The organism is Butyrivibrio sp. ob235 (genome assembly GCF_900109475.1).
Lineage (GTDB): Bacteria > Bacillota > Clostridia > Lachnospirales > Lachnospiraceae > Butyrivibrio.
Map to the genome: position 1 here is coordinate 350924 of NZ_FOBE01000002.1, position 13043 is coordinate 363966.

Consider the following 13043-nt stretch of genomic DNA (forward strand, 5'->3'; position numbering starts at 1 on the left):
TGAGGAAAGACAATATGGAAAAAAGAGGACTTTTGCATTTTATCATTTTAGTGGCTGTTATTTTTTTATTGTCTTTTGTTCATGATAATGCAAGCGCTGCAACATCTGGCGGATTTACATATGAAGTGCAAACCGATGGTACTGCAAAGATTACAGAGTGTACACTAAATGGTAATATCGTAATTCCCGAAAGCTTGGATGGACATAGGGTAACAAAATTGCAGCCTGAACTTTTTATGGGGAAAACTACGGTTACTTCAGTTCATATTCCTTCCGGTGTCAAGGCCTTCGGAATGTTTGACTATATATTCTCATATTGCTATAGATTAAAGGCAATTACTGTCAGTTCGGATAATAATGAATTATGCGCTGTCAATGGGGTACTTTATTCAAAGAATATGAGTATTTTATATAATTATCCTTGTGGGAAAACGGCACCTGCATTTTATGTACCTGAGACGGTTACAGATATTTGTTGTACTGCTTTTGCATCTACTGCAATCGGAAGTCCTTCAGGGCACCTTGAGAAGCTTTACCTTAAAGGAATAAACACAACGTGGTATACATATACATTTTATGGTGATGGTAATCTCAAGGTTTATTATAAGAGTGGTGGTGATACTGAGGCTTATGTAAATGCCGGAAGAGCCCATGCACAGACTTCATCCATCGACTATAATTATCCTGTTTTCACATTATGGGATGGACAGATAACGCCTACGACTGCAATAACAATCAATAAAACAGCAATGACTTTAAAGGAAGGCGCGCACGAAGAGATAACTGCGCAAGTATATCCTGCTAATGCAACAAGTACTGAAGTAGAGTGGATAAGCAGTAATGAAGAGGTTGCTGAGGTTTATAGGGGGACGGTTTATGCAAACACCGCGGGTACGGCTATTATTACGGCTAAAACTGTAGATGGTACTGCGGAAGCTTCGTGTAAGGTTACTGTTTTACCTTTTATTAAAGTAAGTGAATTAAAGCTATCAAAGAAAGAGCTGGAGCTTAAGGTTGGTAAATCAGAACAGCTTATCGTGAACATAGTACCATCCGATGCTGATAATAAGAATGTGGAATGGAAGTCTTTGGATCCGGATATTGCAAGTGTGGACCAAAATGGTATAGTGACAGCTCATAAAGTGGGTGATACAGTGATAACTGTAAGTACAGAGGATAAGCAGTTTAAGGATACCTGCGAGGTCTTTGTTGTGGAAGATCGCCCGGAGGTGTTTAAACCATCTTCTAAACCTCAAATAAATGAAATAAAAGGTAAAAAGAAAGGCTTTACTGTAAAATGGAGCCGAGTATCTAAGATATTGGGATATGAGATACAATATTCCACTAACAAGAATTTTAAAAATGCCAAGACTAAGAAAGTAAAGGCTGGTAAGCAATCAGTGACAATAAAAAAACTTAAATCAAAAAAGACGTATTACGTTAGAGTGAGGACATATTCAACTGAAACCGGTGATATAATTTACTCAAAATGGTCGGCAAAAAAGAAAGTGAAGACCAAGTAATACATAATACTTAAGAATGGAGACAAACATGAAAAAAGTATCACTAACAAAATACACAGACTTTATAGTCGATGAGACCACAAAGCTTCTGAACATCGATTCTCCCACAGGTTATACGGAAGAAGCCGCAGCGTGGGTTCAGAAGGAATTCAAAAAGCTTGGCTTTAAGGCGACCATCACAAATAAAGGCGGTGTGATCGTTGACCTCACAGGAAAAGACAAGAAGGACGGCCTTTTGCTTGAGGCTCATACAGATACTCTTGGGGGAATGGTGGCAACCATAAAGGATAACGGAAGACTTCAGCTCACGAATCTCGGAGGCATGAATCCCAATAATGCTGAGACCGAGAATGTGCGCGTAATCACAAAGTTTGACGGAATATACGAGGGTACCTTCCAGCTCAACAATGCATCCATTCACGTAAACGGGGAGTATAACGACACCAAGAGAACCTGGGAAAACTGCGAGGTTGTGCTTGATGAGGACGTTAAGGACAGAAAGGATACGGAAAAGCTTGGCATCTCAGTGGGTGACATCGTCTGCTTTGAGCCAAATGTCAGAGTGACAAAAACCGGATATATCAAATCAAGATTCCTTGATGATAAACTCAGCGTCGGAATTTTGCTTGGTCTTGCCAAGTATATCAAGGAAAAGAAGATAACTCCCAAGAGAGCACTTTATGCTCATATAACTGTGTTTGAGGAAGTTGGACACGGCGGATGTGGCAATGTGCCAGAAGGCTGCACTGAGGCTATCTCAGTAGATATGGGCTGCGTAGGTGATGGACTTACCTGTACTGAAAAGCAGGTTTCCATCTGCGCAAAGGACAGCGGTGGCCCTTACAGCTATCCCGTTGTTCAGGGGCTTGTGAAGGCTGCAAAAGATAGCGGCGCTGACTATGCAATCGATATTTATCCTCATTACGGAAGTGATGTAGAAGCAACTCTCTGTGCAGGGAGTGACCTCAAGCACGGACTTATCGGTGCAGGCGTGTATGCTTCCCACGGCTATGAGAGAAGCCACAGAGACGGAGCAGAGAATGTGCTTAGACTCCTTATTCAGTACGCGCTCTGATGAAAACTGAACTATGTGAAAATGGTGACCACTCCTTAAAAGTGATCACCATTTTTTTTGAGAACTCCTAAATTGAGGGGCTCTTGTTCTAGAACTCTATCGGAACTGCATTTTCATAAGTCTTATAAATCGCCTCATATTCGTTCTTGGTAATGTTCTCGGCCTTTCCGTTGCGGATTCGAATATATCCTTTGTGATTGCTGAAATTGCTGATTGTGTTGTCCTCAACTCCATCCTTGATTACAAGCTCGCGGCAATCCGGAGTGGCTTCGTATACATATAAAAAGTGCTTGCCCTTTGCCACGATTCCGTCGGGTGACATTGAGACGGGATTTTTGTCGGCACTTTCAATTGTTCCAAGTTCTGTGAACTTTCCGTTTTTCATCATGGAGACTTTGCAGGCAGAAACTTGTATTTCGTAGGTCTTGCTTTTGTCGATACTGTCCTTTTTATCTGCGGTTAAAAGAAGCGGTTTTTGAAAAATCGGATTATCCCAGATAGTGTACATATCGTCTTCTGTGAAGGATTCAGTAACTTTCTGATATACATCGTAGCCGAAAGGCCTGCATACAATTTCGCCGCCGGTATAATCGCCATCTCCTTCATAGGTTACGGGATACCAGACCATCACGTCAGGACTGTTCAGGCTGGCTGCGTCAAACATAGGATTTATGCCTATCCATATTATTCCGTCATAGACTCTGAAATATATGATATTTTCAAGATAAAGACCGGGCTCAAAGTCATCCCTTAGATCCGATGAAGCGACTTCAGTGCCTTCTTTTATTCCATCGACGTAAAGTGACACATTGCCATTTGACTCCTTGGCTTCAACATGCTCAGCAACTTCCGACAGATAGTCTTCCGGATTTAAAAAGTACACTGTACATTTGGACTTTTTATCTATATCCGCTATGAGAACAAATTCTTCATAGTAACCTGTGCCATGCAGAATTTGAGGCTTGATGACAAGCTCGGGATCGCCATCGCTGTCAAGATCGTATTCAGTGCATTCAGGGAAAATTCCGCGAAGAGAAACAGCCGGTACATCAATGTATACATAGCTTGAATCCTCGGTTTTCAGAAGCATCCTGCAGGTCTCACCCACAAAGAACAAGGTGAAGGAAGGAGTTTGGGCTACTACCTTATAATAGACTTCACCTTTTCCCTCATACCCACTAGTATCTTCAGGAGCAAAATCTACAATTCCCTTTTTCTCAGCTTCATCTAGCAGCTTTTGAGTTTTGCTGTCGGGCTTAAAATCCTTACTTACAATATCGGGAATTTTTCCGTCGTAGATCCACCAGTCCTTATAAGTGTCATAATGTTTCGTGAAAGTTTTTGAACTGCCAGCAGCGTAAGAAATCATATTGACTGTAGATAAAAAAAGCAATGAAAAAATAACAGAAAAACAGATAAATATAAGCCTTAAATAACTCAATTTCATGTCCCCCTCCTATAGATTCTGAAAATAGTTTTATGCAATAATTCTAGCACCTTTTATGATAGAATAAATGTTAAATTATAGTTCACAAAACGGAGGGTGAAAAGTTATGAAGAAAGTGAAAGGAATGCTGATGGCAGTTGTTTTGCTGCTGTCCGGAATGTTGTTGTTTGGTTTTGATTCGAAGGCATCGGGCGATCCCCTGGATGAATACAGTCATTATCTGGATTCAGATGGAAAGCTTATCCTCGATGAGTACCATGGAAAAAGTGCAAATGTTACTGTTCCTGCCAAGGCTATGTACGAAGGCAGAATGAGAGAAACATACATATATAAAGAAACTTTTTCCAAAAATACATACATAAAAAATGTAAAATTTGAAAAGGGATGCAAGATATCAAATATTGGTTATAGATTTCTTGGAGGTCCGGGACTCTTTTCTTACTGCAGTCGTCTCGAATCCGTGGACATGACAGGTGTTGATTGGTCAGAACTTGATAGTGCATATGGGATGTTCCAAAATTGTGTCAGCTTAAAAACCGTAAAGGGTGGAAACTGGGATAATGAGTGCTTCGATACCGTTAAGTATATGTTTGAAGGATGCGAGAGCCTTGAGACAATAGACTTATCTAAATTAGATACATCAAGAGTTACTGATTTTGAATCTATGTTTAAGGGGTGCTCAGCTCTGAAAAATGTCAGTCTGTCCCGTGTTAATGCCAAGTCGATATTCGGATTTTCAAATATGTTTTATGGATGCAGTAGCTTGGAAACAGTTGATTTTAGTCCTTTTGCCGGAACTTCAATCAAGGGACATTCCATGATTACAGGTTATGGCTTTGATCACATGTTTGAGGGTTGTACAAATCTGAAATATATTGATCTTAGTCCTCTTGAAGGTGGAAATTGCAACGCTTTAGATACCTTTAAAGACTGTAGTTCATTAAAAACAGTCAATTTGCATGGACTTAAATTATATTATAATCGCAACATGTTTAATGGTTGTTCAAATCTTTCAACTATCTATACACCTGCAGAAAGTGAAGCCGGAGATCTTCCCAACAAGATGTGTGAATTCACAAATGGCAGATTTGGTTCGGTATTCTATGAAAGATTAAGTCAGGCACCTGCCAACTCACTCATCATGGTGCCTCCTACACGTAAGGCGGAGGGTGAGACATTCGCCTATAACGGCATAAAGTACAGAGTTACCTATAGCGCAGTAGAATATGCAAAGGTTGAAGTTATTGGAATTGAAACCGGTGATGAAGTGGTAGTGATTCCTGATTACGCATGTGATGAGAACATGGCTTCCTACTATGTTACATCAATCGGGAAGAATGCATTTGGCGGAAACAGCACTATTAAAACAGTGATTCTTCCTTCTACAATTGAGAAAATCAGTGCAAAAGCTTTTTATAAATGTAAGAAGCTAGGCAATGTAGTGATTGATTCCAGAAACTTGAAAACAATCGGTAAGAATTGCTTCAAGAAGATTAAGAAAAAAGCGAAGTTCACAATCTATGCTCGGTCTAAAAAGAAGGCACAGACTGTAATGTCAAAGCTCAACAAGTTTGGCGGAGCTAAGAACGGAAAACTGAAATATAAGAAAGCAAATTAAAGAGCAATCCAGAATAATTAAGGCGCTGTGAATAGAACAATTTTTCATATTGATGTAAATTCAGCCTTCCTGTCCTGGTCTGCGGTCAAGCAGCTTAAGGAAAACCCGGATGCGGTTGACCTTCGGACTATTCCATCGGTTGTGGGAGGCGACATAAAGACTAGGCACGGCATAGTCACAGCCAAGTCTATTCCTGCTAAAAAGTATGGGATAAACACGGCTGAGCCTATCACCAGTGCGCTGCAGAAATGTCCGAATCTCGTTGTGGTAAAGGGTGACTTTCAGACCTACAGAGAGTATTCCCGTGCCTTCATAGGCATTCTGAGGTCTTACTCAGATCTTTTGGAACAGGTCTCCATAGATGAGGCTTATCTCGATGTGACGGATCTAAACTGTGAGTCTCCTGTTGCCCTTGCGGGCTGGATCAGGGATGAAATACGCACCGAGCTTGGCTTTACGGTTAATGTGGGAATATCCACGAATAAGCTTCTTGCGAAAATGGCGAGCGATTTTACAAAGCCGGACAGAACCCACACATTATATCCTCACGAAGTAAAAGAAAAAATGTGGCCGCTCGACATCGGCGATCTCTATGGCTGTGGTAAAAAGAGCGCCGAGAAGCTGAGGTCAATAGGAATAAGGACTATCGGCGATGCAGCAACCATGGATGAGATGCTTTTAAAATCTCAGCTTGGTGATAAGTTTGGCGAATACATTCATAATGCGGCAAACGGCCTTGGCTCCGACGTCGTTCATTCGGAGCACGAGGATGCCAAGAGTTACTCCAACGAGACCACCATGGCTAATGACATAACCTCAGCGACCTATGACAATGACATGCCGCCTGTTGTAAGGCGGCTCTCGGAAAAAGTCTCCGGCAGACTTAAAAAGGACGGAGTATTCGGAGGAACTGTCACAGCACAGGTTAAGACTTCAGACTTTAAGCGCTTTTCCAGACAGATGAAGCTGTCGGAATCAACGGACAATGCAGATGTCATCTATGAAAATGCGATGATTCTTCTGGGAAAACTCCTAACCGGTGAGGACGGACTTTTCAATTATGATATCGGAATAAGGCTAGTCGGAGTCGGTGTTGATAATCTTGACAACGGTGAGTACCGCCAGGGTAATCTCTTTGACTGGATGACAACAGGCAAGCAGGAGATCAGGGAGGAAAAACAGCGCGAAGAGAAGCGTGAAAAACTTGAGGAGATGGAACGCCTAATAAAGGGTAAGTTTGGCGATGGCGCGATAAAAAAGGGAAATTAAATAAAAAAGATTTTACTTTAGCACTTTACTGTGATATACTATCCAATGTAAACAAAGGCGTTTCGGAGTGAAAACCGAAGCGCCTTTTTCAAAATGATGTAGGAGAGGATTTTTTAATGGAGAATTTGCTAACAAACATTGAAAACATCAACGGTGCGGTAAATGGTTTTGTATGGGGACTTCCCATGCTGATTCTTCTTGTTGGTACCGGTATTCTTATGACTGTACTTACAAGAGTATTCCAGATTTCGCATTTTAAACACTGGGTGAAAAATACCATCGGCGGTATTTTCAAAGATAAGCATGTCACAGCTCATACCGATAAGGATGACATGCAGATATCACAGTTCCAGAGTCTTTGTACCGCGCTGGCTGCTACAATCGGAACCGGTAATATTGCAGGTGTTGCTGCCGCAATAGTTTCAGGTGGTCCCGGAGCTATCTTCTGGATGTGGATTGTCGCATTTTTCGGAATGATGACCAACTTCTCCGAAAATGTACTCGGTATCTACTATCGAAGAAGAAATGAGAGAGATGAGTGGTGCGGCGGAGCAATGTACTACCTTAAGGACGGACTCGGATCCAAGAAGGGCTGTGCTTTTATAGGCGCTTTCCTTGCGGTTATGTTCAGTGTGTTCTGCGTTATTGCATCCTTCGGAATCGGTAATATGAGCCAGATCAACTCCATTTCCGTAAACATGAATTCAGCGTTCGGAGTACCTAACGTTGTTACAGGCGTGATCCTGATGGTGGTCGCAGGACTTGTTATCGTCGGAGGACTTAAGAGAATTGCTTCCGTTACCGAGAGACTTGTTCCTTTCATGGCAGTCATCTATCTCATCGGAGCAATCGTAGTTGTTGTTATGAACATTGATCAGGCCGGTGCTGTTTTCACATCCATCATCAAGGGTGCATTCGGAATGAGAGCTGTCGGCGGGGGAATCGTGGGAAGCGGAATCGCCTACGCTATGCAGTGGGGTATGAAAAGAGGAGTATTCTCCAACGAGGCAGGTCTTGGTTCTTCGGTTATGGTTCACTCAAGCTCCAACGTAAGAGAGCCCGTTGTTCAGGGAATGTGGGGAATATTTGAAGTATTTGCCGATACAATCGTTGTCTGCACACTTACAGCTTTTGCGGTTTTATCCAGCGGACTTGTTAATCTCGATACAGGAGAGGTTATCTCAGACCAGGTTTCAACAGCTCTTGTAGCTGAGGCTTTTTCAACTATCTTCGGAAAATTCGGATCGGCATTTATCGCAATTGCGATTCTGTTCTTTGCGTTTTCCACAGTTCTCGGCTGGAGCCAGTACGGCAGCAAGGGCTTTGAGTACCTGTTCGGAACAAAGGCGGTCAAGCTATATCAGTGCCTGTTCGTATTTTTCATCCTTGTAGGTTCTACTATGGATCTCTCACTTGCATGGGATCTGTCCGACACCTTCAACGGAATGATGGCTATCCCTAACCTTATCGGTGTAGTTACACTTAGCGGCACCGTTATGAAGATTACACAGAACTATGTGGATAGAAAAATTAAGGGAAAAGACGTAAAACCTATGCTTTCCGCTATTGAAGAGATTCAGAAGGTACACGAGGAAGAAATCGCTATTTGATATGTCTAAAAAATTCACAGAATAATATGGAAATTGTCTACACAATCAGTTACAATGTTTGTATGAACATTTAGTTATTAAATAATGATTGTTTTATCCGTTTCAATTAAGATTTATCTTTATGAGGGAGATGACAAATGGCTGATAAGACTATACTGATTGTTGATGATGATGACATGATTCTGATGATGCTCGAGAAGATTCTTTCCAAAGAGTTCAAGACAATAACTGCTATTTCCGGAGAGGAAGCTATTGAGGAATACGAGCAGTATCATCCCGATATCGTTCTTTCCGACTACATGATGCCGAAGATGAACGGCTTCGAGATGATGGATAAAATGCATGAGCGCTTCGGAAGAAATATTTTTGCTATCTTTATGACTGCCAATGAGCAGGAAGAGACCGAGCTTGAAGTCTACAAGCACGGAGCTCTTGAATTTATTAGAAAGCCGATCAAATCGGAGACTCTGCTCCAGACTATCAGAGCTTGCATGGACAGACTTGATGCCATGAAGCAGAACGGCATGCAATAATTATGAGAACAAGACGCCCGGTGGTATACGCCACCGGGCTGTTTTATTGTGCGTCTGGCGGCACATGTATTTTATTAAACTGTGGTCAGCTTTACCTTAAATGATATCTGCCTCGGTGTCTCCATCTCATCAAACTGAATCAGATAGCATCCATCAGCTGTGTTGAGTTCAAGTATTGTTCCGTCGCCGAGGATTGCATGCTTAACACGCTGACCCGGCTCTAAGAGGTTCAGCTTTTCAGCACCTTTTAAATGTCTGGAATCATTGTCGATAAATTTTCGGACAGCCTTTATCATGCCTTCGTCGGGCTTCTCTGTGAACTCGAGAAGGCTGCTGTCTATATCAAGAATAAATCTCGAAGGGTATCGTGGCAGTCCCTCGAAATTCATTCCGCCTGCTTCCGATATGAATAGCCTTTTCTGAGCTCTAGTCATGGCAACGAAGGCGAGACGTCTTTCTTCTTCCATACCCTCAAGGGTACGGATTTTTCTTGAAGGGAAAATTCCCTCATTCATTCCGCACAAAAATACATAAGGGAACTCTAAGCCTTTTGCGGCGTGAACTGTCATAAGTTTTACCTTGTCCTCTTTTCCGGCATCTGAATCGGCATTGGTGAAAAGTGCGACATGTTTAAGGTAGTCCTCGAGTCCGACTTCCTCTCCGCAGGTGGTCTCATATTCAAATACTGACTGCTTTAATTCCGCGAGATTATCAAGTCGCTCCTGGGCACCCTCGGTTCGCAGCATCTCTTCGTAGCCGCTCTCGTTCAGAATTTTAGCGAGAACCTCAGAGGCCGGAAGGCCCTCGTAGCAGTCACTCCATTTTTCTATAAGATTAAGGAATGAAGCTGCTTTCGTTCCGCGCATTATTTCATTGTCCAAATTATCACCCAGCGCTTTGTAAAGGCTGCAGTTATTTGCATTGGCATATTCCTCAAGAAAACGCATCCTCTTTTTCCCAAGATTCCTCTTGGGAACATTCGCAATTCGCCTGAAGGAAATATCATCGCGGTATACAATCATGCGAAGATAACATAGTGCGTCCTTGATCTCCATGCGTCCAAAAAATTGGACACCTGAATAAATTGTGTAGGGAATCTTCTCACGAAGTAGTCCCTCCTCAATAGTGCGGGTTACATAGTGAGCTCGGTACAGGACAGTCATATCCTTATAAGGGATGCCCATCCCCTTAAGAGTCAGAATCTCGCCTGTGATCCAGTCGGCTTCGTCCGCGGTATTCGGTGCAAAATGGCAAAGAACACTCTCACCGGCGGGAAGCGTGGAACATAGATCCTTCTTGATTCGCTGCGTGTTTTTATCAATAAGAGAGTTAACGGCTGAAAGGATCTGGGGCGTGGACCTGTAATTGTCATTCATCATGATGGTCGTGACATCAGGGAAATTCTTATCGAAATCCAGCAGGTATTTCACATTGGCGCCGCGCCAGGTGTAGATGGTCTGGTCGGGATCGCCCACGATGAAAAGATTCTTATGGTAGCCCGAAAGCACCTCCATCAGCTCGTACTGGAGGCTGTCGATATCCTGAAACTCATCGATCATTATGTACTCGAGCCTTTTTTGCCACTTGAGCTTGATGTCTTCGTTCTGTGAAAAGATGTAGAGAGAGAACTTGATAAGATCGTTGTAATCAAGCCCGAAGCATTTCTTCTCCTGGTAAAGGTAGCCGTAGAAGAGGATGTCGGATACCTCAGTGGCCTTGTCGTATTTTTCCTTAAGAGTATCCAGTGACATGGTGATCATATCGAGGTAGTACTCGGGTTCCTTGAAAATCTTGCGAATCTCAAACATGTCTCTGGCGGCGCTGAAAGTCATGTCGCGAAGCGAAAGCCCGCGCTCCTCGTAGATGATCTTCAGCATCTCGTCGATGTCGGAATTATCCAGCACAAGAAAACTCTTGGGATAGGAGACCGCGTGCGAATCCTCCTGAAGCACAGATACGCAGAATCCATGAAAAGTGTTGATGTATCCGGTGTCGTTATCACCTGTGAGATTGTGGATGCGCTGCCGCATTTCGTTCGCGGATTTATTGGTAAAAGTCACGCAAAGAATATGACCCGGCATAATACCAAGTCCGTTTACAAGGTATGCAAAGCGGTGCGACAAGGCTCTCGTCTTGCCGCTTCCCGCGCCGGCGATGACGCGGACGTACCCTTCCGTCGTGGTGACCGCTTCCTTCTGCGCTTTATTTAAATTCTCAAGAATATCTGTCATGCTGGTTCCCTTTTGATAAGATTTATGTAGCAAAAAGTGCTTAATTTGAAACTAATTCCGTAATTCAAATACATTCTACCAAACAAACGTTCTGATTGCAATAAAGACTCCGAACCGCAACAACCACATATAAAAAAGCAACTTTAAGTAAGACATGGAAAAACTGTCATGAGAATATATCAGTAGAAATTACTTTATGACAGCCATTATAATCAAGATATCATCCTGAATTTTTTTTAAAGTGAGGAGTCGGAAAATGGGAGCATTTAAGACAGGCGAATACAGAAATCTTTTCAGAGAAATCGGGAAATCCGATGAAGAAATAAGCGCTAAGATCAAAGAGTCGGTTCAGACTTTTTTCTATGATGATAATGAGAGAATCTACCACGAAGCCGGGGAGGATATGGGATACTTCACCGACACCGGCAACAATGATGCCAGAACCGAGGGTATGTCCTACGGAATGATGATGTGCGTTCAGCTTGACATGAAGGAAGAGTTTGACCGAATATGGAAGTGGTCCAAGACCTACATGTACATGGACGAGGGTGAAAACGAAGGTTATTTTGCCTGGTCATGTCAGACAAACGGCAAAAAGAACGCCTATGGTCCGGCTCCTGACGGAGAGGAATTCTATGCGATGGCGCTGTTTTTCGCTTCTCACAGATGGGGCGACGGCGAGGGAATTTTCAACTACAGCAGGGAGGCCAGGAACATACTGAGCGCATGCCTTCATAAGGGTGAAAACAGCAGGCCCGGAGCACCCATGTGGAACAGGGAAAACGGACAAATTCTGTTTGTACCCGGATGCCCGCACACTGACCCTTCTTATCATCTGCCTCATTTCTATGAGCTCTTTGCGCTCTGGGCAAACGAGGAGGACAGAGAATTTTTTGCAAGAGCTGCTAAGGTCAGCAGGGAATATCTTGTAAAGGCTTGTCACAAGGACACCGGACTTAGCCCTGAGTATGGCAATTTTGACGGAACACCCATGGATAAGCAGCTCCCCTGGGGACAGTTTGGTGACTTCTTCAGCGATGCCTACAGAACTGCTGCGAATATCGGCCTTGATGCGATCTGGTTCGGTGAGGACTGCGGCCAGCTAGGAGTTCCGCTTAAGATGATGAAATTTTTCGGAACAGATCTTGAGGCTGTCAGATGTGCCTATAAGGTAGACGGGACACCTCTCGAGAGACCTGTGCTTCATCCGCTTGGACTGCTTGCAACAATTGCGCAGGGTGCGCTTGCGATTGATAACCCGGGGGCAAAAGCGGACGGCAGCGATAACGACAAAGCGGGTGCCGACTTTGAGACCGCGCGTAAATGGGTGGAATGGTTCTGGAATCAGCCGCTCAGGAAGGGCGAGCGCAGATACTACGACAACTGTCTCTATATGTTTGCACTTCTGGCGTTGTCTGGGAATTACAGGATTTATTAAAGGAAAAATATGAGTAAGGTTCGCGTTCACGTAAAGTTCAAAGGATATGTGCAGGGAGTGGGTTTCCGCTATACTGCTTTTCATACAGCCAATATGTACGGCCTGACCGGCTGGGTGAAGAATGAGTGGGACGGCTCGGTTACGGCAGAAGCCCAGGGCACAATGGAAGAAATTCAGCAGTGGATCGCCGCCGTCAAATCCGGCACCTACATTGATGTGATGGACATGACCATGGCGACAATTCCTGTTGAAGAAGATGAGCGAACCTTCGAGATTAAGTATTAAGTACGTAATTTGTA

The 13043-nt window shown here is 43.3% G+C and carries 10 protein-coding genes; 8 read left to right on the forward strand and 2 right to left on the reverse strand.

The features are described from left to right. Positions 1-14: 14 nt before the first annotated feature. Both BMW61_RS03985 and BMW61_RS03990 read left to right on the forward strand, forming a co-directional pair. Complete coding sequence (locus BMW61_RS03985; RefSeq protein ID WP_175475093.1) at positions 15-1523, forward strand: Ig-like domain-containing protein; 1509 nt, start codon at positions 15-17, stop codon at positions 1521-1523. A 28-nt stretch (positions 1524-1551) separates the two neighbouring features. After that, positions 1552-2598, forward strand: coding sequence for a M42 family metallopeptidase (locus BMW61_RS03990; protein WP_026671353.1), 1047 nt, complete (start codon positions 1552-1554; stop codon positions 2596-2598). Between the two features lie 88 nt (positions 2599-2686). Here BMW61_RS03990 and BMW61_RS03995 read toward each other — a convergent pair whose 3' ends face one another. Beyond that, positions 2687-4045, reverse strand: coding sequence for a hypothetical protein (locus BMW61_RS03995; protein WP_091819932.1), 1359 nt, complete (start codon positions 4043-4045; stop codon positions 2687-2689). A gap of 106 nt (positions 4046-4151) precedes the next feature. On the opposite strand from BMW61_RS03995, the gene BMW61_RS04000 reads away from it, so the two are divergent. From BMW61_RS04000 to BMW61_RS04015, 4 genes are all read left to right on the forward strand, one after another. Further along, positions 4152-5663 carry a leucine-rich repeat protein gene (locus tag BMW61_RS04000; protein WP_091819933.1) on the forward strand — a complete coding sequence of 504 codons (1512 nt, stop codon included), beginning with the start codon at positions 4152-4154 and terminating at the stop codon, positions 5661-5663. Between the two features lie 27 nt (positions 5664-5690). Beyond that, positions 5691-6932 (forward strand): DNA polymerase Y family protein, encoded by a 1242-nt coding sequence (locus BMW61_RS04005; protein WP_091819934.1) that lies wholly within the window; start codon positions 5691-5693, stop codon positions 6930-6932. A 116-nt stretch (positions 6933-7048) separates the two neighbouring features. Then, positions 7049-8542, forward strand: a complete 1494-nt coding sequence (locus BMW61_RS04010) for an alanine/glycine:cation symporter family protein (RefSeq protein WP_044959937.1) — start codon at positions 7049-7051, stop codon at positions 8540-8542. A 137-nt stretch (positions 8543-8679) separates the two neighbouring features. After that, entirely contained in the window at positions 8680-9075 is a 396-nt protein-coding gene (locus BMW61_RS04015) for a response regulator (RefSeq protein WP_091819936.1), read from the forward strand. Between the two features lie 74 nt (positions 9076-9149). Here BMW61_RS04015 and BMW61_RS04020 read toward each other — a convergent pair whose 3' ends face one another. Further along, positions 9150-11306, reverse strand: coding sequence for an ATP-dependent helicase (locus BMW61_RS04020; RefSeq protein WP_091819937.1), 2157 nt, complete (start codon positions 11304-11306; stop codon positions 9150-9152). Between the two features lie 256 nt (positions 11307-11562). Between BMW61_RS04020 and BMW61_RS04025 the strand changes: the two genes are divergently transcribed. Both BMW61_RS04025 and BMW61_RS04030 read left to right on the forward strand, forming a co-directional pair. Then, positions 11563-12744: a glycosyl hydrolase family 8 gene (locus BMW61_RS04025; protein ID WP_091819939.1), complete on the forward strand. Its 1182-nt coding sequence runs from the start codon at positions 11563-11565 to the stop codon at positions 12742-12744. A 9-nt stretch (positions 12745-12753) separates the two neighbouring features. Continuing rightward, positions 12754-13029, forward strand: a complete 276-nt coding sequence (locus BMW61_RS04030; RefSeq protein ID WP_026499550.1) for an acylphosphatase — start codon at positions 12754-12756, stop codon at positions 13027-13029. The last annotated feature ends 14 nt before the right edge of the window (positions 13030-13043 follow it).

What these genes read in the sequence shown, in the direction of transcription:
- BMW61_RS03985 (WP_175475093.1), top strand. Translation starts at nt 15, where the DNA reads ATGGAAAAAAGAGGACTTTTGCATTTTATCATTTTAGTGGCTGTTATT.
- BMW61_RS04000 (WP_091819933.1), top strand. Translation starts at nt 4,152, where the DNA reads ATGAAGAAAGTGAAAGGAATGCTGATGGCAGTTGTTTTGCTGCTGTCC.
- BMW61_RS04025 (WP_091819939.1), top strand. Translation starts at nt 11,563, where the DNA reads ATGGGAGCATTTAAGACAGGCGAATACAGAAATCTTTTCAGAGAAATC.
- BMW61_RS04030 (WP_026499550.1), top strand. Translation starts at nt 12,754, where the DNA reads ATGAGTAAGGTTCGCGTTCACGTAAAGTTCAAAGGATATGTGCAGGGA.
- BMW61_RS03990 (WP_026671353.1), top strand. Translation starts at nt 1,552, where the DNA reads ATGAAAAAAGTATCACTAACAAAATACACAGACTTTATAGTCGATGAG.
- BMW61_RS04015 (WP_091819936.1), top strand. Translation starts at nt 8,680, where the DNA reads ATGGCTGATAAGACTATACTGATTGTTGATGATGATGACATGATTCTG.
- BMW61_RS04010 (WP_044959937.1), top strand. Translation starts at nt 7,049, where the DNA reads ATGGAGAATTTGCTAACAAACATTGAAAACATCAACGGTGCGGTAAAT.
- BMW61_RS03995 (WP_091819932.1), bottom strand. Translation starts at nt 4,045, where the DNA reads ATGAAATTGAGTTATTTAAGGCTTATATTTATCTGTTTTTCTGTTATT.
- BMW61_RS04020 (WP_091819937.1), bottom strand. Translation starts at nt 11,306, where the DNA reads ATGACAGATATTCTTGAGAATTTAAATAAAGCGCAGAAGGAAGCGGTC.